The 24,065-nt window shown below is 34.9% G+C and carries 27 protein-coding genes; 3 read left to right on the forward strand and 24 right to left on the reverse strand.

The features are described from left to right. Positions 1-104 precede the first annotated feature (104 nt). The 12 genes from DBX25_RS15670 to DBX25_RS15725 form a co-directional block, all read right to left on the reverse strand. Positions 105-1,142 carry a S66 family peptidase gene (locus tag DBX25_RS15670; protein WP_108671738.1) on the reverse strand — a complete coding sequence of 346 codons (1,038 nt, stop codon included), beginning with the start codon at positions 1,140-1,142 and terminating at the stop codon, positions 105-107. Positions 1,143-1,156: 14 nt separating this feature from the next. Further along, positions 1,157-2,338, reverse strand: a complete 1,182-nt coding sequence (locus DBX25_RS15675; RefSeq protein ID WP_108671739.1) for a hypothetical protein — start codon at positions 2,336-2,338, stop codon at positions 1,157-1,159. A gap of 111 nt (positions 2,339-2,449) precedes the next feature. Next, complete coding sequence (locus tag DBX25_RS15680) at positions 2,450-3,403, reverse strand: PDR/VanB family oxidoreductase (RefSeq protein WP_108671740.1); 954 nt, start codon at positions 3,401-3,403, stop codon at positions 2,450-2,452. A 17-nt stretch (positions 3,404-3,420) separates the two neighbouring features. Next, complete coding sequence (locus tag DBX25_RS15685) at positions 3,421-3,891, reverse strand: dimethylamine monooxygenase subunit DmmA family protein (protein ID WP_157950989.1); 471 nt, start codon at positions 3,889-3,891, stop codon at positions 3,421-3,423. After that, the gene (locus DBX25_RS15690; protein ID WP_240620354.1) at positions 3,888-4,820 is read right to left on the reverse strand and encodes a heme-dependent oxidative N-demethylase family protein; all 933 of its coding nucleotides are present in this window, start codon (positions 4,818-4,820) and stop codon (positions 3,888-3,890) included. Before DBX25_RS15690 ends, DBX25_RS15685 begins: the two co-directional genes overlap by 4 nt. A gap of 407 nt (positions 4,821-5,227) precedes the next feature. After that, positions 5,228-6,553, reverse strand: coding sequence for an L-dopachrome tautomerase-related protein (locus DBX25_RS15695; protein WP_420812960.1), 1,326 nt, complete (start codon positions 6,551-6,553; stop codon positions 5,228-5,230). Between the two features lie 683 nt (positions 6,554-7,236). Beyond that, entirely contained in the window at positions 7,237-7,623 is a 387-nt protein-coding gene (locus DBX25_RS15700) for a YxiJ family protein (protein ID WP_016202198.1), read from the reverse strand. Between the two features lie 43 nt (positions 7,624-7,666). Then, the gene (locus DBX25_RS15705) at positions 7,667-8,101 is read right to left on the reverse strand and encodes a YhfM domain-containing protein (RefSeq protein ID WP_108671744.1); all 435 of its coding nucleotides are present in this window, start codon (positions 8,099-8,101) and stop codon (positions 7,667-7,669) included. Positions 8,102-8,145: 44 nt separating this feature from the next. Further along, positions 8,146-8,388: a hypothetical protein gene (locus tag DBX25_RS15710; protein ID WP_108671745.1), complete on the reverse strand. Its 243-nt coding sequence runs from the start codon at positions 8,386-8,388 to the stop codon at positions 8,146-8,148. 30 nt (positions 8,389-8,418) lie between these two features. Next, entirely contained in the window at positions 8,419-8,859 is a 441-nt protein-coding gene (locus tag DBX25_RS15715; RefSeq protein ID WP_115509731.1) for a DUF4275 family protein, read from the reverse strand. A 43-nt stretch (positions 8,860-8,902) separates the two neighbouring features. After that, positions 8,903-9,280 (reverse strand): CPCC family cysteine-rich protein, encoded by a 378-nt coding sequence (locus tag DBX25_RS15720; RefSeq protein ID WP_205685255.1) that lies wholly within the window; start codon positions 9,278-9,280, stop codon positions 8,903-8,905. A gap of 33 nt (positions 9,281-9,313) precedes the next feature. Continuing rightward, the gene (locus tag DBX25_RS15725) at positions 9,314-10,009 is read right to left on the reverse strand and encodes a hypothetical protein (RefSeq protein ID WP_108671747.1); all 696 of its coding nucleotides are present in this window, start codon (positions 10,007-10,009) and stop codon (positions 9,314-9,316) included. 88 nt (positions 10,010-10,097) lie between these two features. Between DBX25_RS15725 and DBX25_RS15730 the strand changes: the two genes are divergently transcribed. Together DBX25_RS15730 and DBX25_RS15735 are read left to right on the forward strand one after the other, a co-directional pair. Beyond that, positions 10,098-10,769, forward strand: coding sequence for a DUF3885 domain-containing protein (locus tag DBX25_RS15730; RefSeq protein WP_108671748.1), 672 nt, complete (start codon positions 10,098-10,100; stop codon positions 10,767-10,769). A 157-nt stretch (positions 10,770-10,926) separates the two neighbouring features. Continuing rightward, the gene (locus tag DBX25_RS15735; RefSeq protein ID WP_240620356.1) at positions 10,927-11,187 is read left to right on the forward strand and encodes a hypothetical protein; all 261 of its coding nucleotides are present in this window, start codon (positions 10,927-10,929) and stop codon (positions 11,185-11,187) included. Positions 11,188-11,252: 65 nt separating this feature from the next. Here DBX25_RS15735 and DBX25_RS15740 read toward each other — a convergent pair whose 3' ends face one another. From DBX25_RS15740 to DBX25_RS15755, 4 genes are all read right to left on the reverse strand, one after another. Further along, positions 11,253-11,684, reverse strand: coding sequence for a DUF4279 domain-containing protein (locus DBX25_RS15740; RefSeq protein ID WP_108671749.1), 432 nt, complete (start codon positions 11,682-11,684; stop codon positions 11,253-11,255). Positions 11,685-11,702: 18 nt separating this feature from the next. Further along, positions 11,703-12,092: a DUF5071 domain-containing protein gene (locus DBX25_RS15745; RefSeq protein ID WP_108671750.1), complete on the reverse strand. Its 390-nt coding sequence runs from the start codon at positions 12,090-12,092 to the stop codon at positions 11,703-11,705. 77 nt (positions 12,093-12,169) lie between these two features. Further along, a complete protein-coding gene (locus DBX25_RS15750; protein ID WP_108671751.1) occupies positions 12,170-12,646 on the reverse strand; it encodes a DMP19 family protein in 477 nt (158 codons plus the stop codon). An 82-nt stretch (positions 12,647-12,728) separates the two neighbouring features. Beyond that, entirely contained in the window at positions 12,729-13,781 is a 1,053-nt protein-coding gene (locus DBX25_RS15755) for a DUF1835 domain-containing protein (RefSeq protein ID WP_108671752.1), read from the reverse strand. Between the two features lie 179 nt (positions 13,782-13,960). On the opposite strand from DBX25_RS15755, the gene DBX25_RS15760 reads away from it, so the two are divergent. Beyond that, a complete protein-coding gene (locus DBX25_RS15760; protein WP_108671753.1) occupies positions 13,961-14,719 on the forward strand; it encodes an AAA family ATPase in 759 nt (252 codons plus the stop codon). Positions 14,720-14,956: 237 nt separating this feature from the next. On the opposite strand, the gene DBX25_RS15765 is transcribed toward DBX25_RS15760, so the two are convergent. The 8 genes from DBX25_RS15765 to DBX25_RS15805 all read right to left on the reverse strand — a co-directional run bounded on the left by DBX25_RS15765 (position 14,957) and on the right by DBX25_RS15805 (position 23,899). Beyond that, positions 14,957-15,844: a helix-turn-helix transcriptional regulator gene (locus DBX25_RS15765; RefSeq protein WP_108671754.1), complete on the reverse strand. Its 888-nt coding sequence runs from the start codon at positions 15,842-15,844 to the stop codon at positions 14,957-14,959. A gap of 362 nt (positions 15,845-16,206) precedes the next feature. After that, the gene (locus DBX25_RS15775) at positions 16,207-16,506 is read right to left on the reverse strand and encodes a hypothetical protein (RefSeq protein WP_108671756.1); all 300 of its coding nucleotides are present in this window, start codon (positions 16,504-16,506) and stop codon (positions 16,207-16,209) included. A 76-nt stretch (positions 16,507-16,582) separates the two neighbouring features. Continuing rightward, a complete protein-coding gene (locus tag DBX25_RS15780; protein WP_157950990.1) occupies positions 16,583-17,068 on the reverse strand; it encodes a hypothetical protein in 486 nt (161 codons plus the stop codon). 24 nt (positions 17,069-17,092) lie between these two features. Beyond that, a complete protein-coding gene (locus DBX25_RS15785; RefSeq protein ID WP_108671758.1) occupies positions 17,093-18,610 on the reverse strand; it encodes a TnsD family Tn7-like transposition protein in 1,518 nt (505 codons plus the stop codon). Beyond that, positions 18,604-20,106 carry an ATP-binding protein gene (locus DBX25_RS15790; RefSeq protein ID WP_108671759.1) on the reverse strand — a complete coding sequence of 501 codons (1,503 nt, stop codon included), beginning with the start codon at positions 20,104-20,106 and terminating at the stop codon, positions 18,604-18,606. Before DBX25_RS15790 ends, DBX25_RS15785 begins: the two co-directional genes overlap by 7 nt. Then, positions 20,093-22,222 (reverse strand): Mu transposase C-terminal domain-containing protein, encoded by a 2,130-nt coding sequence (locus tag DBX25_RS15795; RefSeq protein WP_108671760.1) that lies wholly within the window; start codon positions 22,220-22,222, stop codon positions 20,093-20,095. The genes DBX25_RS15790 and DBX25_RS15795 overlap by 14 nt, the downstream gene beginning before the upstream one ends. Positions 22,223-22,239: 17 nt before the next feature. Beyond that, positions 22,240-23,031, reverse strand: coding sequence for a TnsA endonuclease N-terminal domain-containing protein (locus DBX25_RS15800; protein WP_108671761.1), 792 nt, complete (start codon positions 23,029-23,031; stop codon positions 22,240-22,242). 304 nt (positions 23,032-23,335) lie between these two features. Then, on the reverse strand, positions 23,336-23,899 hold the full coding sequence (locus tag DBX25_RS15805; RefSeq protein ID WP_108671762.1) for a site-specific integrase: 564 nt from the start codon (positions 23,897-23,899) through the stop codon (positions 23,336-23,338). Between the last annotated feature and the right edge of the window lie 166 nt (positions 23,900-24,065).

A 24,065-nucleotide genomic window follows, 5' to 3' on the forward strand; every position in this document is an offset into this window, starting at 1 on the left:
GCCTTAGCCCTATGGAATATAGAGCTAAAGCCGCTTAAATCATTTTTATTATTTTCAATGTCTACTTTACAGGGGGCAGTTCAGTGTGCTGGTTGCCTTTTATCTTATACGACTCCTGACTCTAAAATCCTAAACGTCTTCCCTTCACAATCCAATTCCGCCATTACTCCATAAGGCATAATCATCATAGGGGACGTATGTCCGAAGCTCATATTATAGAAGATTGGAAGATTAGTAAGCTTCAATTCATCTCGAACGACTCTTACGATCATTTCTTTGTATTCATCATAGTATTGATTATCGTACGGCTTGCCAAATAATAATCCATTCACTCGTTGCAAGATTCCTTGAGATCCATAATTCCTTAGCCAATACCCTAAATATTCAGGAGTAGGTTTGTCCTCAGAGGTTTCGAAGAATAGTAACTTTCCTTCCCATTCATTGTGGGGAGGCCAAACTTCTGTGCCTTTTAGCATTTCTAGTACTTCGATACAGCCTCCAATCAACTCTCCGCGATGGACCCCTTCTCCCTGTAACACTTCATAGCCATTATTCTCTTCCGTTTTCCTTTTTCGTCCTTTATTTTTTTCTTCCCATGGAATAAACTCACTCGTCCAAATAGGGGAAGGTGGAACTTCACCAATTGCTTCAGTATTAAAAAGGACTTTATCTACCCAATGAGATGTATAATCAAATATCTCTACATTTTCAGCAAATTCAGCCAGGATGGATGGTCCATAAAAGCTGGCTACCCCAGCCTTTCTGCATATCATATGTGATACTGTTGTGTCAGAATATCCTATAAATATTTTCGGGTTATTTCGGATCGCACCATAATCTATATAGGGTAACATCCTTACACTTTCGTAACCACCAATACAAGCAAAAATCCCTTTTATCGAAGGATCAGCAAATGCATTCATTAAATCCTCTGCCCTTTTTTCAGGATATTCATAGATGAATTTCGATCCACAAAGAGTATGAGGCATTTCTACAACCTGTAGACCGAATTGTTCCTCTAATCTCTTTTTTCCCATTTGATATCTCCACAGGAGATCCTCGTCTCCTGCTCCCCCCCATGAGAGGCTGACTGTCGCTACTTTATCACCTTTCTTTAACGCACTCGGTTTCCTTAATTGCATGGTGAGCCCCCTATCTATTTTTGCTCATAAAAAGCTTTGTACTCTTTAGATAACTGATCGATCGGCCCATATACTTTCTCCAAGGACTTAGTTGATCGTTCCGCAATAGTTTCAAGCTTGTGTTCGGTCCTTAAATCAATATAATCATACTCCATTAGATTTTTGGCATATTTCATGAATGATTCAAATCCGTATGTTTCTACTAAGTATTTTGTAACTAAGAAGCCATAGCCATAGAGTTCATGAACATCCTTATAATCTAAGTAATTTATCTCATTAATAGGGATAAACTCTTTAATATTCAATAAATAATGATTCTCAGTTTCTAGGGAGTAGCCAGGGTTAATGCTCAGTTTCCCATCTGACTCTCTTTGAATAGAATTCTCCAATACCTTCGCTAATCCTTCCTGAAGGAATAACGATACATTATCATTAGAAAAATCAGATAGCATTTTATGACTCAGTTCATGGGCAAGAAGTTGAAGGACTGAAGAGTCACTATTCGTTGTATCAATGAGGATTTTCAGAGATTCTCCCGTCTCGTTCCATCCATTTAGAATGCTCGTAGGTATAGTAGCTGAAATGTGCTCCATCCGATCATACAGCTTAACGTGAACATCCTGCGGATTCCATCCAAACTGTTCTTTATATAATTGGATAACATCAGAAGCTTCCTTTAATATTTGAGAAACTTGATTCTCATCCATACCATCTAAATAGTAGACATGGAGGGGACCTTCAGACATTTCCTTGAAGAATAAATCATTGATTTTCCACTTTTCATTTGATTGAATAATGGAATAGGTTACGAAATTATCAAATACTTTATAGTCTTGGTACTGCAAAGAAACCTTCATCTCCAAGCTCCCTAGATTATTTGATTTCAGTTTTATTTCTCCAACCTCAACTGATATCTTCCAGCCTACTTTTTTTCTATTTATAGCTTCCTCCATCCAACGCACTTGTTCTTTATAAAATAATGGATTGTTCTCGTTTTGGAATTCAAGAAATCGATTGATATCATTCTCTTCCACCGCTTTAATCATAGGTTCAAAATAAACCTTAAGGCTATCTTCTTTCGACACTTTCTCCTCTTTCATTTCTTGATTTTTCTTGGTGGATGTAGTTTCAGAAGAAGAGCAACCACTTAATGCTAGAAAAGTAGAAACAACTAGTAAAAATATTAATTTTTTCATAAACGGCATCCTTTAAATTGAATTTTTTACCATATATGTATTTTATTACTATAATACTAATATATGTTAGACCACAAAAAAAATAAAGACAGTCAAATGACTGCCTTAAGACTACTTTATATCAACTACCAACCTATTAGATTTAGCCCTTGAAACACATGTTAAGATCCTATTTTGACAGTTTCGTTCCTCTTCATCATAAAAAGAATCATAGTGATCAATTTCTCCTTCAACCACCTTTAGTTCACAAGTTCCACAGCACCCTACACGACAGGAGTAAGGTGCATTAATCCCAGCTTCAATAAGCGCTTCCAACAATGTCTTATCTTGATCAACCTCTACTATCGTTCCATTGTATAGTTGCACTTGAAAGGGTTTAGGATGTAACGGCCTTACAGGACTAAAACGCTCCACATGAATACTTGAGCATGGATATCCTATATTCCTTGCTGATTCAGAAAATTTAGTGATAAAGGATTCTGGTCCACAAAAATACACATGGGTTCCGATTGGATGTTGAAGAAGGGAGGTCACTGTTAATCGTTTGGAAGCTTCTTCTTGTGAAAAATAATAATAACATTGACCTGGATATTCTTTATTTAAAAAATGGTAGAAGGCACAAAGTTCTCTAGTTTTAGAAGCATAGTGAAGTTCAAAAGAGCCTCCTCTTTCTTTCAATTCAGACATCATGGATAAATAGGGGGTAATTCCAATACCCGCTGCATAAAACACATGGTGCTTTGCTTGAAAGCTGAGTGGGAAATGATTTTTTGGATAGCTAATCGCTAACGTGTCTCCTGCTTTCACATGGTTATGCCAATAGATTGAACCACCTTTTGAATCGTCGCTTAAACGAATCGCAATTTGGTAGCTACTCGTCTGCTTCGGATGACTCGTTAAAGAATATGACCTTTGAAGCCTATTCATATAAGTCGTAATGTGTGCTCCACCAGAAAAAGAAGGGAGGTTGGTACGATTAACCGGAACAAGTGTAAATCGTTTTACAAATTGATTCTCTTTGAAAACTGAATGAACTTTAACTGGAATGGTTTCTTCTTTATACATCGGTTTTCCACCTTTGTTTAAAGTTTAGCTACATACCCTAAATAGGCATCTAGTATAGGAGAATAATGATCTGAAATCGACATTAGTAAATCACAATGAAGACATATAATTTCTGGTTGAACTTGTATTTCAATCTCCGTAATACCATGACACCGGCAACAAAACACATTTCTCTTTTCAACCCCATGGGCTATGTACTGCGCTTCTTCATCGGTAAATCCAATAGTTTGTACCAAATGACCAATCGTTTTAAGTGTCTCAAATGGAGCAGCAACATAGAGAAAGCTCCCCATTTTTTGCTGACTCAACCAATCGGATATGTTCTCAGACTCTTCTAGTAATCTCATTTCATAAGCAAGCTTTGTTTCTTGCACTATTCCAATTATTTTTTTAAAAATCTCCATTCCCCTTCGATCTCCAATAAATAAATATTTTCGTTTTCCAGGAATGAAAGTTGGTTCTTGAAGGAAATCTCTCACTTTTTTCACCTAATTTCCTGATGTCTTTCCTTTAAGTAATCTAACACCTGTTTTTTAAATAAGGAAAGTCCTTTATAATCCGTTATATATTCAGGTAGTTCTTGGAGAATCTGATAAAATTGTACGAGCCACTCTCGTTTGGTTGTAAATTCATCTAAAGATATTAAATGAGTATGGATGGTAAATAAGATTCCATTTGATCCAGGCAGACGGAATAATTTCTGATCTTCTACACGTAAATGGACAACGTCTCCTGCGTTTTCTTTTGTTACTTTCTTTCGGTCCTGGCCCCATTGATCAAACGTTTCTAGTGACGTATCGAGTCGACTTCCCGCCATTAATGACCAATTTTTTCTCCCCCAAGGGTTTCCCGCTTCTAATCTTAGAAGGAAATTGTTTATTCGATTGTCTAAAGATTCTTCTTTAAATCCCGGGATTGGATGATGAATTTCTTTAAAATTCATCCCTAGATTAAACGCAAGCGACCAATTGGCAGGAAAACATAACTGACCTGCATCCAAAAATAAATCACCATCTCGTTGCATCATGAATAGTAAATCTTCTTGTACATGCCTTCCGATAAAATCCAATGGCTCACATGGAAGAGTGTCTACATCGCCAAATGTAAAATGATGTTTTTCGTCTAGGATTTTATTGCGGAAAACCCAATCGTCACCATACTTATCTATCAAAAACTCAGTTGGATAATAGGTTGTAAGATGATCTATTATTAGCTCTAGAATCTCCCATTGTCCTTTTATCGAATGAGACTGAGATTGGAAGCAACGTTTCGGATATTTGGTTAGCAGGTCCCGTTTAAGTTTTATTTCGTCCACGTAGGTATCCGTAATATCAATACTTTTAGGCACTTTTAATAGCGTTGAATTATTGGAATACCGATATACATCACCCTTAAAGGGATAAGGAAATGAATTCAAATCTTTAATCCTCCTCATCACACCTATTTTCTGAAAATTGTTTATATTCATTTTAATGAAATTAAGAATACAGTGAAAGAAGAAATTATTTAATCAAACGATTGATTAAATTTTTGAGGAGCTATTTTGGCATTTAATAGATTATATGTGCCTGATGAACATTTCTTACTGTTTTTTAGCGAAAATATCCAGTGTTCTCGCTCTCTACTCTATCAAGGATATGTGGCTTAGTGTTTGCAAATTCAAACACATTAAAGGCGTGGTGAACGAAGCAGAACGATAGTAATTCCATAGGTAAAGTTTCATATTAAATCATGATAATTACCATGAGCATAGTTCCGCTCTACCACCATTGAAAAAAGGACTTAAGAAGCCTTCATAAAGACAAACCTCTTAACCCCTCGGATTTATTCTGCATATAAATATGACTTGATGTCTTCACCAACAAAAGCTTTCCAGATAATCAGATTGTATGGATAGTCCCAATCGATATCCTCCTCATTACCAAACATTTGATGGAGTCGATTGTTATTGAAGATGATCGAACCTTTTTGGTCAAATGCTACTCCATCTACCCATAGCATCCGATCTTCCGAAACAAATTTCTTAAAGTTATTTTTATGTGGGTTATATATTCCCACACCTTTTCCTTCTAACATCGTATAAAAAACATTTCCTTTGTTATCAGCATGCATACCGTCTGTTGTTGTCCCTTTGCTTCCTATCGCTTGAACCGCTCCTTCGATTTCTGCAAGTGAATGATTGTAATCTCTTAAATAGGAGGTATCTACACTATATAAATTACGTCCCGTAATAGGCGTATAGTACAGAGTGTTACGGTCGGATGACAATGCGATACCGTCACAACCAATTTTAATAGGTTTATTCTTAAAGACTGGTTTGTTGTCAATTTCAAAAATAAACCCAGGGAAATCCTGTGTACTAAAATGTCTATCTAAAACTCTCCTAAAAGTTTTAGTTTTCATATTGTAAACAATGATTCCTCCAACAACCGGATGATCTGGCCAACCATTCCCTGAATCGGTTATATAAACGAAACCATTCTTATTATCCACAACCAAGTCATTTAAAAAGGATGTTCTGTAGGATGCAATCTCATCTGGGATTTTTATGGAGTCAATCATCATGTTTGTATTTAAATCGATTAGCACCAACTTTTGTGAACCATCTAAAGAAGGAGCATAGGCAACCTTTCCTTGATCGAGAATCCACATTCGGTTTAACTCATCAATTTCATACCCTAAGACTGATTGAAGAACTTTTACATTCCCTACTTTATTCCAATCCCAACTCGGAAAGGGCTCTAATAATGGTTTTCCATTTACCAACACGATTCGGTTTAATGTGGAAGGTATCCCCTTCGCCCATCGAGGAACTGAAATATAATAATTCCCTTTTTGATCTACTTTCAAATTGCCTGGCATCGCTTTTTTCCAGTATTGATTTGCTTCGAATTGTTTCTTCATAACAGAGTCCTGAAAGTTCCAATTTAAACGATTCCAGTGAAATAGTATTTCGTATGATCCTTTACTACTTTTCTCGTGATTAAAATCCGGATCTCGCTTCTTATCTTGACTTTGTTGATAGAACTGTTGATAAGGAGGAGGTTGGGGATAAAAATAAGATTCATAAAAATTAGGATGGGGTTGTTGCTGTGGATAAATATAAGGTTGGGGATAAAATTGAATAGATCGATCCGGCTCCTTCATCATATAGGCCTCCAGGTGAAAACATGATAATTACCTATATGTGTTTCAAAAAAAATTGGCTTGGGCGGGTATCTTGATTTTTAAAATAAAAAGCCCCATTACTGGATAGTAACAGGACCCCTTATTGAAAATAATTTACCTACTTATTGCTGTTCAGTAATAATAATGTCCTGCTACACCCATTTTCCACAAACCCTTGTCATTCCTACGTTCATATTTTAAGAATTTTCAAACAGTTAAAATAGAGTTCTCCACGAATCAGGCATTTTCTCAATTTTCTTCTCACTTTCTTCTGCCACAACTTTATTATTTATGATAATAATGTTCTGCGATTTCTTGCTTTTCTTCCTGCCTTTTTCTCCTGCTTTTTCTCACTCTTTTTTAGCCTTTTGGGGTTCGTAAGAACCCCTCACACTTTTATTCGAGCATTGATAGGAAAGGGCTTATCAGGCTTTTTCTTCTCTTTTTTATTCAGGCAAAAAGGATGGGGTTCTTGTTCCCACCCTTCTTATTCTTTCTTTTCTTCCTGCCTTTATCCACACGTTTTCCACAGGCATATCAGAACTTTGTTTTGATTTTGACAGGGGTTTATTATGTCCCACAAGAGTTTATTATGGGGTTACATAGTTATTGCAGGGAATAGGATTAAAGGGATTAGGGAGTATAAAGCATTTTAATCCCACAACTCATTTCATATATGTAGATAAATATTGCAACAGCAATTTTCTTGCCTTTTCAAAATCCATATATTCTTGGTAAAATCCATCATATTGAGTTATGTTATCTTCAAAAAATCTATATTGTTTAAAGAACTCAAAGAATGAAAACCTCAACATTTCTATTTGACCTTTTGGAATTTTATTTGATTTCCCTATTAAAACATAACTTAAAGACCCAGCGATGTTCATGCAATAAGTATTAAAATCCGCTGTCAACCAGTTATCATCATCAGATAACTTGGAAAAAGCATTACTGTAATCTTCTTGGATTTTATCTGTATCTCTATAGGGGAACGGTTTCTGCAATTTCTCATTTATCAGTACCAGTTGTCTTTCAATATCATTCAAATCCATTTCCTTTTCTCCGCACCTTCCACATTATTTCCTGTTACGTTAATCATTTCGATAGTATCAACCTTCTTAACTCCTTTGTCATTTGTGGGGATGTAAGATAAATAGAATCATCGGTAATATACATAAACGTACTCTTCTCATTTTCCTTTCCTAACCATAAATGAATTCCATGTGTAGGCAGTCCCCCTTCTTCCGCCTCGTATTCCACCATTACATCGTAATCAGGTTCAGATATCTTAACCTCCCCTGGTTGTTTGACAGCAGTCGTAATCGCCTTTTCAAAAACATCTAATGATTCATCATCTTTAATTGATAGAATAATCTCCTCATTCATTTCTCCTGTTTCATTCGACTCTGAAATTTTAATTTCTGATATTTTTTCATCTAAAAGAACCATTGTTTCTCCTTGTTGTAATTGGCAACCTATTAAAGCGATTGCAACACATAAAATTGTTAATATCGAAAATATAACCTTCAAGCTATTTCCTCTCCTCTATCATCAAAGTGAGCAGAGTTGCCCACTTAATAAGACGGTTTATATATTCTATCGGTATCGGTATCAATCACAAAATCAACCTCTGAATCTTCTTCATAGGCAAGTTGGTCAAAGCAGTTAATTCGGCAAAATATAGCTGGAAGGTCTAAAATATCTGAAGTAAGAGTTTTGGAATTTATGTACTTTTTCATAAGTTCCTGTTTTGAACACCTTTTCCCTTTAATTAGAACTTGGTGATAATATCCGTCAATTTTAACTATCAATGTCATCACGATTGACTGCTAATCAATCCATATAGCTTAGTTTGTTTTGTCTTTTCGACTGAAATATGGACCGCACCAGCCTGTTTCATGAGTTTTTACATAAGTCCAATTAAACTCTTTATCTACTACGTAAACATCTTCTTCATTTATAAATTCCTCGGCTGTTAAAGATGACGCATTTTCAAGTATAAAAGCATCATCCGTATGCTGATAAAAAACATAGCAAGATTGTTTTGATTGTTCGTTAAATGCTATATCAGCTTGTTCCTCCTTTAAATACTTCCTTCTTTCATAACTAAATACATGCCATAGGTAGCCACAACAACCATCTTCATCATAAAGATAAATAGATTTCTTTTCTGTATCACTAAGATGATTGACAAAGTTATCTTCCCATTGCTTTCGCAGATATGTCCCCCACTTAGGTATTTCTATCACGCTTACTTTTTTCATTCTTAGTAAAGATACTAAATCCAACATATTTTCCAACATGACACCCACTTTTTATATAATCAACTTGCTAACCGTATGTTTCATAAGAAATCTCCATTAAAATTTTTTCGTATGACTTTATTATCCTCCAAAGTGCCTCATATTCTGACGAATCAGGTTTGCACTTGTCTAATTCAACAAACATACTTATTAAAGATTTTTTTACTTTAACCTCTTTATCGGCTTGTTTTTCTGTATTTCTCCTATCTTGATACATAATGAGGTGTTCTTTAAAATTCCTTCTTGCTTCTGTAAGGGAATAATCACCATTTGGTCCTCCCCACACTTCATCCGCATTTGGGTCGTCTTGTCCATCGTCTTCCCAATGACAAAGTTCGCATATGTCAAATATTCTACGTTCTTCGATTGTTGGAAAGCCACAACAAGGACACTTTTCACGCTTCAATCTAATCTCTCCCTTTATTCAGATTAACCTTTTTTAACGCAAATGACGTTTATACTGCTTAAATGCCTTTTGTGGTGGAATCCCTACCGTTTCATCAGGTACATAACAATCTCTATCGTGATATGGCATTTCTAACTCTTCCCATTCAAAATCATCCTCAACACATTTAATAAATAAATCGTAACCCTCACCATCTGAAGGGGATAACCCTAACCTTACTTCTTTATGCTTTAATGCAACATCAATTGCTTCTTTAAGTTCGATTAAAGCTGTTCGATTGGCAATAAGATAGGCATTACTATGCCACATCTGTTGTCCAAATATATGGCACAAAGGGGTCGGTTCATCCTCTTCATAAAAACGATTCTTATATGCTTGATTTAGCTGTTCAAGTACGGTTTCGGGGCTATAAATATCTAAATAGGTGTCCATACCACTTTCCCAATACCTTTGTCCACCACCCCAAAACTGTGAAACAAAGTCATCATATAAATGATTGTTCTCCACAAATAAATATCTTTCCAAGGCATCTTCTAAATCCCCAATATAATAATAGCTGTGTATTTGTATTTCTTCCTTTTTATAAATAAAATGATAAAGAGTATCCGCTATTTTTTCGCTTTCCAGCAAATCAAAATTATTTTTCTTTGTACTTTTAGGCTTTAATCCCCCATTTATAAACGGTGTTTCTGGAATATAAATAGCTGTGAACAATTTTACATCTGACATTTATAGACACCTCCTGAACCAATATTACCTCAAATCCTATTTTTACAAAGTACGCAATTATTAACCAAATATTATTTGGAGGAACAATATGATAAACTTTTTATCCCGATTTATGAAAGAGCATTTTGACAACCTTACTCTAAGACCGCCCCTATTTTATTCATGGGAATACGGTATCCGTTTTGAAATTTCTATGCCCTGGATACAACATGAAGATAAGGACAATCTTCAGCAAATCGAAGAAAGAATTAATGGCATATTCAATAAAGTTTTTCATGATACCGATGAAATGTTACTGGTCACTGACATTCATTGTGAGAAGAACGATACCTTTTTACAAAAGAGACCAACAAAGGTCTATCAAAAATATATAAAAGACAAGGAATTAAGGCGAAAACTGCAACATAGGGTGTTACCAAGTGTTTTCTTAGAAGATGAAGACGGTGAAGATTACGAAGAAATGGTCACGCACCGATTTGCTCTGTCCTGTGAAAAGAGCAACATTCGTTATAAACCGCTCTTAACTGCTATTAGTTATGAGGATTTTCCACATCCATCCCAAATTCTAAAAGGATTCTACCGCCCTGGTATTGACATTTATTTTATAAATGTTACAAAGAAAATGATTTACCACCTATATGATGACCGAGGCTGTGACGTTATCGCCTCAAAAAAAGAAGATTTACATTCACTTTATGAAGAACTAAATGATTGGATTTTAGACTATGACCGAGAACAGATTGATAAGATATTCAAATAATCTATTTGCTGTATAATTAAAGGAAAACATCTACAAGAGGTGATTACCTTGGACCTTCTCACCACATTTCTTGCCATCAGGCTCTGCCTGTAGGGGTCTAATTTTTCTTTGGGGGACTTTTACAGGCTAAGCCATTTCCCAAGGAGTGTGATGGCAAATGAAATCGTATCAAAAAAGTCGTAGTCGTGCCTATTATCGTCACCATCGAAACAGAGTGATTCAACGTAAAACAAAGATTGCAGAACAAACTGGATGGCAATCTCGTTTTACTGGATATTTTGCAAAGGGAAAAGTGCATTGCTCGTGTTGGATGTGTTCCCAAAAGACGAAAAAAGATGGATTTCCTCATTCACAAAACATTCAATTGGAACGCTTAAACAGTCAATTATATGATTACTTTAGCGAAGGGGAATTTTAATCGTTTAATGAGCAGGGTGATAGTTCTTCCCTGCTCTTTCATTATTTTGTAGTCTTACGTCTCCATCAGCTATAAACATAAAGGTCAAAATCCACATCTGCCCCTATGGAATCGGCAAAATGAATAAATCTCCTATCTAAATACATAGCTGGTTTTTCATTATTTTCTATCTGAATAACTATGGTAAATCTATAAGCTAACTCATCATTTTCCCTTAACTGATTTAACTCTTCTTCCTTCCCCTCCAATTGATTCAAAACGAAATCTAATTGTTCACTAATATCATAAGACTGCTCGTAATCTGTACCTAACTCCCAACTTGTATATTGCCGATAATGCGTTCCTCTCGAAATCACATTAGGATTAGGTGGTCTTTTAATAGCTTCACCTTTTTTATATGTCCTTGTCGGCTTGATTCCTAATACATTTGTAAAATGTTCAATAGAAAATTCATCTGCCTTCGCTGAAAAATAAACCTTTACATTCGTTTTCTCCATTTATAAGCTCCCTAATATTCATTCAAACATCTGTACAATCTCCAGTGCAATTTCATCAAGTTCTTCTAACTTTTCTCCTGCTGTCGGACTTTCAGCAAGTCTTATTAAATCCCTTTTAAATTGCATTCTTAAATCCTCTGGCAATCTTTTCACCAAAATTATTAAACACCAATACTTCCAAACGTCATCATTAGTGGCTAAAACCTCTTTAATCAGTGGTACAATTTCATCTGGACAAGTCAATAGTAGTTCTGAAACTTCCTCTGCTATCGGCCAGTTCATGTCCTGAATCCATTCCATAAGACCTGGTAACAAAGGAACGAGTTCTTTTCTACTTAGGTTCTTTAATTGGTTTACTCTTTCGGAGTCATGCTTATCTCTTGGTAGATATTCAGTGTAATTTTTCATTTTGCACCTTTAAGTTCATAATGTAATTTATAAATTTAGTTTATGTACAAACTTTTTTCACTGCTTCAATAAAAGAATTAATCATCAACAACTTTAATTAAATCGGTGTGTATCATTACAAAGTAGGTTTCGATTAATTCTCTCAATTTTTCATTGAGGTTATAATATTCTCCGTTCGCTTTTTCGATAACGCTATAAAACTTATTTTCATCTATTTCATTATTTTCCAAAGCAATGTACAATCTCCACATTTCCTCGCCATATGTTTTTTCAATCTCGGCATACTCATGAGCATCTATTTTTTCAAGAACATCGATTAGTTCTTCCAAATATCGAGTGATTCCTACTTCCTCTATATGGTCTGAATTCCACCTTAATAAACTTTCATGACCTCCACTTTCCATTTCCGAATAGTATTGAAGAACAATAAATGCTTCATATGCTATTTTATTTTCTGATGAGTAGCCAAATTCAATCAGCACATCACTAACAATGTTCCATATATCATCTCGATTTAATAAGTCTCCTCTTTTTATTCTTGTCTTCTTATTCATGCTTAGAGTCACCTTTCTACCTTCATTTAAATACCTTTTTGGATAGAATCTCCAAAAATAAATTATATTCTTCAGCCAACCATTAGCGTTTCAATCTCACACTGTAATATCTCATAGCCTTCAAATTACCTTCCATCTCAAAAACACCCTTTTCTATCAGCTTTCTTAGCCGATACTCAAAGAATGCATCCCCCATATATTGGTCTAAATGCCCTATCACTTCTCCTATTAGTCTTGCAGATTTCATAAAAGGTTCAGGTTCTTGTACTCTTTCTCGGTCAATCTGAAGTTTTTTCGCCATATTTATCATATATTGGTCGTAAAAGGCTTCTCTAACGCTCTTTATCTCTTCATTTCTCCAGATACGCAAGGTTTCCTTGGAATCGGCAAGAGCCATCCATTCTTCCTCAAGTTCCTTTCTCTCGTACTCTGATAATGATTTTGATTGGTCTTTCTCGTAGATAACTTGCAATTGCTCTGGGGACATTTCTCCTGTTTGTAGAATAGTATATTGAATATCTGGTCGATTAAAATGTTCAGCATATGCCTTTGTTGCATTAATCACCTTGATTTCATTCGTTTTATTCCGCAATAAATATAGAACATATCGTAGTCCTGTCTGTTCATGAGTGTTATCAGCTACCCATAGCGTAATTGGCACATTGTCAGGAACAGAATTTATTTGATTGACAGTGTTATAAAACCCCTGTTGATAATCTTGAAAATCGTCATCTTCGTCATTCATCACATTTTTCATCCATTGAAATCTTGCTTCTTGCCCATCACTTTCATGTAGTCGTTCAATAGGACCAATCGAGAATATATCCCAAAAGGAAATAACCTTTTCCCTCTTAGATAGGCCCATTTTCTTTAAAGCATATTTTAGTGACCCTGCACCAGAAAGCCCAAAGAGAATATGTACCTTTTGAAAAGTCTCTTCCTCCTTCGCTTCCGACCGTTCCTTTGATAATTTGAACACCGTTTCGTATATGCTTTCCACGTCATTTATAAAATTCGTCTCTGAATAATCCGTTTCTTTTACAAGATTCAATCGGAATAAAATATGAAATAGTAGTGACTTTGCTTCGCCTTCAGGCAGTTCTTCAATGGATTTTTTCAACTTTTCTATTTCCACTATGCCACTCTCCCTATATTCACCTATAAACTCAAATACTATGATTATCAGCAATTTACCACAGAAAATGAATTTTTAAATAAGTCTAAATCCATTCTATGTTATTATTTGGTATTAAGAAAGCCATTTATGAACTGCTTTAAAAAGGAAACAAAAACATAAATACGGAGGTATTTCTTGTGGAAAATTCAAATGAACATCAATATTTAAGGGGTTTAAGACTGGAACGTGACAGCATAGCTTCATTTGAGAACTACCCCTTTCGTTTACCAAGCATAAAGACTTTGGATGAACTATCCTTTCATCCAAATGTCACTTATTTTGTTGGCGAAAATGGGATGGGCAAATCAACGTTATTAGAAGCCATTGCGATTAATACTGGATTTAATCCCGAGGGTGGTACTTTCAATTTTAACTTTTCAACCTATGATTCTCATTCTCCATTGGAAAAGTATATAAAATTAATAAGGGGATTCCAAAAACCAAGAGATGGATTTTTTCTACGGGCAGAGACTTTTTATAATGTGGCTTCCAACATCGAAGCATTAGACAGTGAACCTGCTCCAGGACCACGAGTGATTGATTCCTTTGGGGGAGTGTCGCTTCATGAGCAGTCGCATGGGGAATCCTTTTGGGCAACATTTATCAATCGTTTTGGGGGAAATGGCATTTATCTATTAGATGAACCAGAGGCCGCCCTATCCCCTCTTAGACAACTATCCATGTTAGCCCACATTCATGAATTAGTCCGTCAAAATTCGCAATTTATTATTGCTACCCACTCTCCCATCATCATGTCGTATCCAAATGCTAAGATTATCGAACTTACAGAGGAAGGGGCTAAAGAAACCACTCTTGAAGAAACGAACCATTATCATATCATGAAGCAGTTTTTTGACGATAAAGAAAGATTATTGCATCATTTACTTAATAAGTAGGATAATCTTATCAGTGAATGAATCGCAACTGAATTACACTCAGCCTGTATTTTTAACAATTTCCAAGCACATACAGGCTGTAATTTATAAATAACGTCTAAAAATTATGTCTTCCTTTCTTCTCTCTATTAACTACATAAAGTATTCCAGCTACCAAACAAAGAATAAGTGCCATATTAATACCGCCAAGATGTAAAAAACTTTTCATTAAAGCCATTAGAAAATTCATCATATTATCTACTCCCATTCTTCAAAAGATAAGTTGGTAGGTTCGTCTAAAAGGTCGGCAGAAAAATCAATGTTGGTCGTTGGTGTTTGTTTATCTACTTCCTCAAATTTAAGTTCATCAATCCATACCTGCCCTTTCCCCGAAAGTAAAACACCAAAAGCAATGACTGCACTGTTTTCAGGTACATCTAAAACAATATGATAATGATTCCATTCATTATTCCCTGTAATTGGGCGGTCACCCATATTATCGAATTGCAATACATCATGTAGTGCATCATCGACTCGCATCCAAAATCCACAAAATCCATCAACCCCTTTAGATTTTAAAAATCCAGAGAGCTTTAATCGTTTGCCAAGATACTTCTCGGCTTTAAATTCCTGCATCATTGTTGCAAACTCACCTTGAGATTGGGCAGTAACAGATTTTAGGAATCCAGATGCCCTCCCTTTATGAGCGTTTTCTCTATCAATTCCCATCTGATAATTAAACGGATGACTCCCACTTAACTTCCATCCTTTTAATAGCTGTTCATTTTTCAACACGATTTCCTCCCTTTGTAAAGTTAATTTGCCTATCATTTTACGGTATTGTCCTGGCGGTAAATTGTAATATTTCTTAAATGAACGAGTAAATGATTCTTGCGTTTCAAAGCGATAATAGAGAGCGATATCTATTATCTTTTCATCCGTATAAAGTAACATGTTAGCTGAGTTAGCAATTCTTCTATAACGGATATATTCAGATGCAGTTATACCAACCTCTTTTTGAAAAACACGAAAAAAATGATATTTTGAAAATCCAGCAAACTGAGCAACACTTTCTAAAGATAGCTCTTCATGTAAGTTCACCTCTATATACTCAATCGTTTTCTGTATGATAGAACTATAGCTCATTACATGAACCTCCTTACAAATAAGATAACAAAGAGAAAACTAATTTTTTTGACATATATTGCTTTGTTTATCCATTTCTTCAATTTTTCACGCAAAAAAAGAGGGTTCACTTTCCCTCATTCTGTTCGGCATTGGTTGAATTTTTGCTATTTGTCATCCCTTTTATTAATGCAATCTTCGCAAATTAGTTCCCCTTCATTTTGTAGATATGCTTTTATTTCCGTCATTCCTTTTCTTTCTGGATACCGCATCTTTACAAAAACCACCTCATTTCCTTTAATTTCTTTTTCGCAAATTGAACATTTAGGTGTTATTTTGAACACAAATATCCCTCCATAACTTTCATTCATATATGTAAAAACTCAAAACAATGTAAGGAAAAATGAGTTATGATATTCATTATCCGTTCTCCCACTAATACTCACATGTTTCTTTTCTCCTTTATCTTCCACTCGAATATCCATCTCATCCATATGGCTAATGAGCCTGTTTAACTCCTCCACGATTTCTGTTCGTTGTGCTTCCATATGCACAGAACGTAAAGTGTTCAAGTTATGTAAAATTTGTTCCATCTCTTCTTGTGTCGGCTCTCTATACACCTGCTCACATTTCGTTTCTAAAAGCCTATCAACTTCTTCTTGCGAAAGGTAATTCTCACCCATCTTTAAACCACTCCTGTTTATTTTCCCTTTTGTTTATATACGTTTAAATCTAACAGAATGTTTCTAAGTTTTTAATTTATTCACTGATTGGGATTTGAAATATCACATATCTTCCTGTCCACATTTCGCTTTCAACAATTAATTCTTTACTTTGCTTTTGAAAAATGAATCCAGCACCCATTTGTTGTTTATATTTCCAACCCTTCTCTTCCATCATCTGTTTTAATTGCTCATATACTTCTCCTTGATTCATTTTTGATATGTACCATTCGTAGCCATTTTCTTTTGTCAGATATACAATACTTTCATCTGATTTATTCGCTTTTTGAACAACCTCTCGTTTAGATACCGAATCTATTGGCAAAGAAGGATAGTATATTTTGGAGTAAAATAAAGTCCAAGATGAAATCGCAATAAAAATTACAACACTGATACTCCATTTCTTCAACCGTTTTTCTTCCCCTCTCAAACAGTTATTATATAAAGTAAGAAAGACCACCCTTGTCCAGTAAGGTGGTCTTCTCGGTGAACCGCTTGGAGATTCTATTCTTGTAGACTTCATTATATCATTTTCCCCAAAATAAGGTTATAATAATCTTCCTTCCTTTTCTAATAATCTTTCTATCTCCCTTTTTATTTCCTTATTTCCCTCTCCAAATCCTGCATATAATTGAATTTTATATACAGTCAACCTTTGTCCATTCTTTATCATTTCATTTATCGCCCATTTTATCTTTCTAATCCGATAACTCTGTATATCTTCGGTTACTTCCTTTAGATATTGTCCAGTTTTAACGAGTTTTGGGTGATGGAAACTTCGCTTAATACCAACTGCATATCTGATACTCCTTGGAGTAATTCTTATTGGTTTGCCCTCTGCCTTTAGAATCGTTTGCACCGCTTGTCGAGCCAGTTGTAGATATTCTTCATCTCTTTTCTCCCAATCCACCATTCCAATCCTGCTCTTTCTTTTTGTAACTTTAGGAGTTACTTCGTCATACCAGTTCCAATCGTGAGCACAAATCCAAGTGTGAAGCCCCTTGCTAATTTCCTTTAATTGACTCCTGTTCGCACCTGGATTCTCTTCAATGAGCTTCAACCACGATTTACGCCTTTCTTCAATAGAAAATAAAGGGCTACGATTTATTGTTATGGAACGCTTACCAATCACATTATCAGTATTAAATAGTGTTTGAACATCAACGTTTAGAAACTGCAGGAAAAGAAGGTGTCGCAGTGGACTTCTATTTTTGTTATTGCTTCTGACAAATAACCTTAACCAATTGGCTTTCTGTTCCAAATTCACTTCACTTTGCATAAGCTCTAAATAATCTGAAGGATAGTATTGCATAAAAGCCTCTAACAACCTATCTATGTAGAGACTACCAATATTTGAAGCTATTTGTTTCTCTCTCAACCTATCAATATAAAACTGGATAATAAAGGACAAATCAAGCCTGTTCTGATTATGAAATAACAAATAAGAGGCATTTTCCATGTACCTTAAATTAAGTTCTTTGAAATCAGTTGTGTACACATCTTCCGCCAATTCAGAATTACATACATCTTCATCCGCACATATATAGGCATTTCTACTTTCTGTTATTAAAACATTGCTATCTTTATAAAGAACTTCATGGATTGGACAATATATAGCACCTGGAATTTGTGGAAGTCTACGCCAACAACTTTCACCATATCGTTCCATATCAATTTGAAAACATAAGGGACAGTATCTCAATACATTGCTCGGCTTTACTTTGCTCCCACCTAATCCAACCATACTTTCGATTGCTTTTCCGCTTTTTCTCGTCATACAATTAAATATTGAATTAGATTTTTCATTTGATATAAAAGCAGTGTAATATGGATACATTGTATGATTCTGTATCAGTTCCTCAACCGTTATCTTTGAATTTGGAGGAAGATTAGTTACAAATGCACTTAGATTTTGTGGCAACCAAACTGACTTTCTTCCCTCTAACCCATTAAATAAATCCTTTTCAAATGCCTGTTTGCTTATCATCCCACACATATTTTTATAACGGGAAAAAATTGAAACTAATAATTCATCTTGAAACAATACGGGCATGAAATTCAACATTTTATACTACCTTCTTCTTGCCAGAAACTCATGTCATCCACATATTCATTATCCACTAATAGTTGATAAATACTTTTCTCACTTTTACTCGCTACTTTCCACAATCCCCTTATATCATCTTCTGTATAATCTAAAACTTGTTTTACTTTTGGTTCTATTGAGGCTATGGTTGCTTTCGGAATCTCTTTTGTGTCTTGTTGAACCTTACTGACTTTCTCTATTGTTGACGTTGATATCTCTTTTCTTAATACAGAAGTATCGGTAAGTTCAAGTCTTCTTAAATCCTCAAATTGTGCAATTTTATAAGGATTTTTAGATTTTATTGCTTCAATCATGGGTTTCATTAATTTAAATTGCTCTTTTGCCACCTTCTTAATCATACCTACTGTGAACTCTTCTTTACCATTGGTGATACATTCTTTTTGCACGTTAATAAATAATTTTAAAATTAAATCGGAAATCCCTTGTGTCTCTTCATAGAACACCTTTACCATCTCCTCTGTTAAAGGAATAACTTTACGATTCCACTGATATTTCCATATTGATTCCAAAAAGAAGCGAAACTCCTTATTATCGCCCATATTATTCCACAAAATTTGGCCGTTGCCCGATACTCGTCTTGATATGCGAAACTCCTGCTGGAATATTGCGTAAGAAGCTGGAGTACCGATGAAAAGAATAGGAACACCAAAAGAATTCATTAATGTAACAAAGTAATTCATCATTTGCTGTAATCCTCTTGGTTGGATATGCTGAATTTCATCGAGGCATAACAACCCAATTCCCAAATTCTGAGCAACTTGCCCCATTAAAGGTAGCATAGCATCAGTTGATAGGTTACGAGATACATGCTTCTGGAATGTATTAGTTCCAAGTAATTCATCCACTTTCATAAAAAATTGCAAGGTTAAAGACTTCAAGCTGGAGTTATGTGGAGTTTGTAAAGTTAAATGAGTTAACTGAATCTGATTAAAATGCTGACCATTATATCGGTTATGAACAATTACCTGTGGTATCTGGCTAAGAATACGGTTGGTACTGGAAGACTTACCCATACCACTGTAACCTATTAATGTGGCACAACTTGCTGTAGTTCTAAAATTCGTTCTCGTATTGATATCAAAGGTACGGTTAATAATTTGTTTACCTGTTTGATTTACATATCTCCTATAATCGGCATCAAAAGGATTTCGAGCCACATACCCCTGATAAATCAATGAAAATACCATATTCCAGATGTCAATATGAATTGGTAGCGTCTGGAACAATTTATAAAGCCTATAAACCATATGTAGTCTATATGAACTATCCAAATTTCTTTCTTCTTCCTTGAAAGGTATGGGCAACATTAATTTCTTAATAATCGTTTGCTTATCCATCAGTGGTGGAAGTGTTTGAATGAACGGATTATTGTTATATTCTTCAAGTGGAAATTCATTATAAGAAGCCTCAACAGCCTCCATTCCATTATCCAAATAAATTTTATTCATCATCATTACTCTCCTCCCAATCTCTGAACATAGCAAACTCGTCTTCTTCCTCTATAGATTCATCAAGGATTACTTCCATTTCTCTTTCCTTTTTTGCCTTTTCACGATGTAGCAATCGCTCATTTTTTTGATTTTCCTTAATTCCTTTAAGCCTTTGGGAATTGCTTTTGCTATAGTCTTTTTCTGCCTCCGTTTTTTCTCTTGCCTCTTTTACGATGTCTTCTATCTCCGTGAAAAGTTTCATTTTTTCTTGCAGTTCCCTTTCCTTTCCCGTTCTTTCAAGTTCTCTCTCAAAATTTTTTATCTGCTCAATCTCGGATTCACCTTTACCTGAATACATGGATAAATGCTCTAAAAGACTAAATTTAAACGGTCCATCTCCATACTCGTCAAACACAAGAACATCAGTCAAATCTGTAGGATTGTAACAAACCTTTACTTTCCAGTTCCCTTTAATTCTTGCCATTTGAAACCAATTGTTTTCCAAAGCGTACTTTGAAGCGTAGAGCATTTTCTTGAAAGACAACCCTTTTGGAGTTATTAGTCCCGACTGTGAGGGAAGTAGACTTGTTTTAATAACCTCTTCTGGCAATATTCTCAACTGACCTTTTTTGTATTTAAGTCCATGCTCCCATAATCTGATAGGAATTTTTTCAACATTATTCTCAATCATTGATTCTTCTAAAATATAATCTGATAGTACATGGTGGTTATTATGAAACAAAATACTTTTGATAATAACCTTAGTGAAATCTTCAATCGTCATCGATGATTTCAACCTATAATCCAATCCTTCACCACGCTCCCTTTTACTATTCCCTCCAATAACAGCACCATCAACAAAGGGTAATATCTTGATATTAGTTTGGTTGAACGCCTGTTCAATGATGCCTTTATAATCTGCGTGATAGGCTGGAGTCTGCTGTATAATAATCCCTAAGTTTTGGATAGAACCGTTGATGTATCCATTAACAAGCTCTCCCCTGTCCGAAAGAATCCTATTGGGGACACAGAATGGAAACTCATTATCTTCAATTTCGATGCCATACTTTTTGCAAAGTTCTTTTTTGGATGTCATGCTATTTGCAAGAGCTACCATTGCTCCAGAATATGAGTTAAGTGATTCAAAAGTTATATTGAACCCAACGATAAGGCGTGAATACACATCCATAATTAAAAAGAGAATTGGGCGTGACACAATTATGTCTCTATTAAATGATGATACGAGGTGACAGTCGAAAATTGTAGAATCAATTTGGAAAAGTGTTCCTGGCCCTAATTCAGCATCTTGTGTTGAACTCCCGATAATTGCTCTATAATTTTGTTGGTACACTCGTGTTCCTTCTCTTTTAATAATTTCTCGTTTACCATCATTTAGTGACTTTCTAAACCAGTAAAGGAACTGTTCATAGGTTGGTAAATCCTTCACATTATTTAGAACAGGTATCTTAACTCCATTTTCATCAATTACTTCTTTTACAAAAAAGTCTTTCAAAATTAGCTCATAAGTAGTTTTCAGGCTGTTTTTCCGAGTATTATAGTAATATCGGTTCAATCCAATTTTAAAGACCTTCTTAATATTTTCATCAATATTGACTCCTGCATTTTCTCCATTTTTCCGAGGACGACCACGCTTTTTATTTCCTGCTTTTCGTTCCTTCCCCCTTGCTCCGCTTCTGAAGTAGCTTGGTAACAAACTGCATTTGGTTTGACTGCCCTTAAAATACTTTATTAGGATATTCTTCAATCCGTTGTAACTAATACTGAAAACAACCATAGTCTCCTTCATCGCTTTTTGACGATACTTACTAATAAACATGTGTTCATCATCGGATAACTTACTTTTGAAAAAAGTTACTATCTCCCAAGCCTGGTCTCTTTTTTGCTTCTCAAGTTCATTCAATTCTTCCTCTGGAACAGCTCGGCAATAAATATCATCATTTTCTTCAATCATTTCTTTATTTTGGTAAGCTGTAAGAAAGTCATCTTTTGGTATCGGATAAGACCATCTGTTACTGTCCATATCAATGACGTATATAATAGAAGTAAACGGATTAATATAAAGAACCCTAATTACTTTTCCACTTCCGTATTTAAACAGCATATTTTCTGCCAGTTTCACAATACTCCCTCCTGTCCCTACAAAAGAATATCTCTTGCTTTTTGAGAAAGATTAATCTTTTCTGTCATATTCACTTTTATGTCTTTTTTTGCAATCAAGTAACGAAAGAGGTATAGTCCCATTCCATCGGCAACCCCTTCTGATTTATCAAACTCTTTCAGCAACTCCTTTATAGGAGTTTCCATATTATTTAATAGATAAGTAAGCAGAACATGGGTCATTGATTCTTTATCTGCCACTCCGCCTTCCAATAGAGTTTCTCTAATCCACTCGATATTTTTGCAAACCTGTCTTGGCAACTGTTTTTCAGTAATTAGCTTCCACTCAACACCCTTTTGCATCCAATATCTCCGTTCTATTTCAAGTTTTTCTAAAGTAATCTTCTTATTTAATTCGGAAGTATTCTTAACAGTTCTTGCAATCAATTTCTCATTACCATCTGGCTCTTTGACTGTTAAAAGAAAATTTGTACAGATGACTAATTGTTCACCAGTTTCCTTATCACAAAATTTATCGAAACGGAGATTTTCCTTATTATCAATGACTTCCATGACATCGAGCAGTGGATATGATTCACGTATATCCAGCACATTACTGTTCCACTCGCATATGAGAAAAAAACGCAATTGATTATCCGATTGCAAATGATGGATTCGCTTTGTCTTAATGCCGAAAGCCCTTGAGGCTCTTCCCCTACTGGAGAAATCCGAGATTGTAGTCCAAGGTTTATAATCTTTTCCAGCCCCTTGCCCCCTTCCTTCTTTTAATAATTTTTTTATTCTTTTTGATTGATTGAACGCTTCCATCATATTCCCCCTAAAAAACTACTATAGGCAAAAAAAGAAGCATTTCGTATTATCGGCAATCTAATCGGTTTTTTTTACCAATTAAACACCTAAATACAAAATGCTTCTTTCCCTATATGGTTATTTTATCTTTTTTAAATCCAAAATATTATTTTAAGATTACTACGACTCTATTTTATCAATGCTAATCATGTTATTCAATAAATAGCATCATAATTCGTAAATAGCAGGACAATATAACTACCAAGATTATCATGATACCCTCACCATATTTAACGAGTTTCTTCTATTTTATATGTATCTGACTTTACAGATTGAGATTCATATAAACATCATCTAAATCTTCTTGAGTGATTCCCAGGTATTTTTTTGTATTTGCAATGCTCGAATGATTTAATGCTTCCATTATAAGGGCAAGTGATACTCCACTTTTGTAAGCCCAGTACCCCCAGGTTTTACGACACGAATGGGTTGATATAGGTTCTTTAATCCCAATGAAGTCTCCTGCTTTTGAAAGGATTAAGGAAGCCTGTTGTCTGGTAATTGGCCTGTCTCCTTTTCGACTAAAAAACAAAAAGGCTTCTTGTTCTGGATTATATTCTTTTATATATTCCTTTATTGCCTTTTGCAAATTTTCTGTAATGGGAAATCTCTTATACTTTCCTGTTTTTTCTTCATGGAGCTTAATAAACTCTTTTGGCTTTTTCCCATCCCAAATATCTTCGACTTTCAATTTCAAAATATCTGAGATACGAAGAGCACTTGAAATGCCAACCATAAACATTAAATAGTCCCTTTTGCTTTTCTCTCTTAGATACATTTTCATGAGTTCTAATTGTTTTTTATCTCTAATCGGGCTAACTACGTTCATACGAGTCACCTCTATATTAATATTACTTAATGCATCTGTAGTATATATTATGTCATATTTAAACTCAAGAGAAATTTGGTAAAATGAAGAAACCTTAATATATCAACATTCATGACTTTACATAATGTCATGGAGTAATATTCGTTCTTAATCCAATAATATTGAA

The sequence above is a fragment of the Peribacillus acanthi genome (assembly GCF_003073175.1).
GTDB classification, from domain to species: domain Bacteria; phylum Bacillota; class Bacilli; order Bacillales; family DSM-1321; genus Bacillus_BN; species Bacillus_BN acanthi.

Excerpts from the sequence above, each read along its gene's own strand:
- DBX25_RS15670 (WP_108671738.1), bottom strand. The coding sequence starts at position 1,142 with ATGCAATTAAGGAAACCGAGTGCGTTAAAGAAAGGTGATAAAGTAGCG.
- DBX25_RS15675 (WP_108671739.1), bottom strand. The coding sequence starts at position 2,338 with ATGAAAAAATTAATATTTTTACTAGTTGTTTCTACTTTTCTAGCATTA.
- DBX25_RS15680 (WP_108671740.1), bottom strand. The coding sequence starts at position 3,403 with ATGTATAAAGAAGAAACCATTCCAGTTAAAGTTCATTCAGTTTTCAAA.
- DBX25_RS15695 (WP_420812960.1), bottom strand. The coding sequence starts at position 6,553 with ATGATGAAGGAGCCGGATCGATCTATTCAATTTTATCCCCAACCTTAT.
- DBX25_RS15700 (WP_016202198.1), bottom strand. The coding sequence starts at position 7,623 with ATGGATTTGAATGATATTGAAAGACAACTGGTACTGATAAATGAGAAA.
- DBX25_RS15710 (WP_108671745.1), bottom strand. The coding sequence starts at position 8,388 with ATGACATTGATAGTTAAAATTGACGGATATTATCACCAAGTTCTAATT.
- DBX25_RS15725 (WP_108671747.1), bottom strand. The coding sequence starts at position 10,009 with ATGTCAGATGTAAAATTGTTCACAGCTATTTATATTCCAGAAACACCG.
- DBX25_RS15730 (WP_108671748.1), top strand. The coding sequence starts at position 10,098 with ATGATAAACTTTTTATCCCGATTTATGAAAGAGCATTTTGACAACCTT.
- DBX25_RS15735 (WP_240620356.1), top strand. The coding sequence starts at position 10,927 with ATGAAATCGTATCAAAAAAGTCGTAGTCGTGCCTATTATCGTCACCAT.
- DBX25_RS15740 (WP_108671749.1), bottom strand. The coding sequence starts at position 11,684 with ATGGAGAAAACGAATGTAAAGGTTTATTTTTCAGCGAAGGCAGATGAA.
- DBX25_RS15745 (WP_108671750.1), bottom strand. The coding sequence starts at position 12,092 with ATGAAAAATTACACTGAATATCTACCAAGAGATAAGCATGACTCCGAA.
- DBX25_RS15750 (WP_108671751.1), bottom strand. The coding sequence starts at position 12,646 with ATGAATAAGAAGACAAGAATAAAAAGAGGAGACTTATTAAATCGAGAT.
- DBX25_RS15765 (WP_108671754.1), bottom strand. The coding sequence starts at position 15,844 with ATGAGCTATAGTTCTATCATACAGAAAACGATTGAGTATATAGAGGTG.
- DBX25_RS15775 (WP_108671756.1), bottom strand. The coding sequence starts at position 16,506 with ATGGGTGAGAATTACCTTTCGCAAGAAGAAGTTGATAGGCTTTTAGAA.
- DBX25_RS15780 (WP_157950990.1), bottom strand. The coding sequence starts at position 17,068 with ATGAAGTCTACAAGAATAGAATCTCCAAGCGGTTCACCGAGAAGACCA.
- DBX25_RS15785 (WP_108671758.1), bottom strand. The coding sequence starts at position 18,610 with ATGTTGAATTTCATGCCCGTATTGTTTCAAGATGAATTATTAGTTTCA.
- DBX25_RS15790 (WP_108671759.1), bottom strand. The coding sequence starts at position 20,106 with ATGATGATGAATAAAATTTATTTGGATAATGGAATGGAGGCTGTTGAG.
- DBX25_RS15800 (WP_108671761.1), bottom strand. The coding sequence starts at position 23,031 with ATGATGGAAGCGTTCAATCAATCAAAAAGAATAAAAAAATTATTAAAA.
- DBX25_RS15805 (WP_108671762.1), bottom strand. The coding sequence starts at position 23,899 with ATGAACGTAGTTAGCCCGATTAGAGATAAAAAACAATTAGAACTCATG.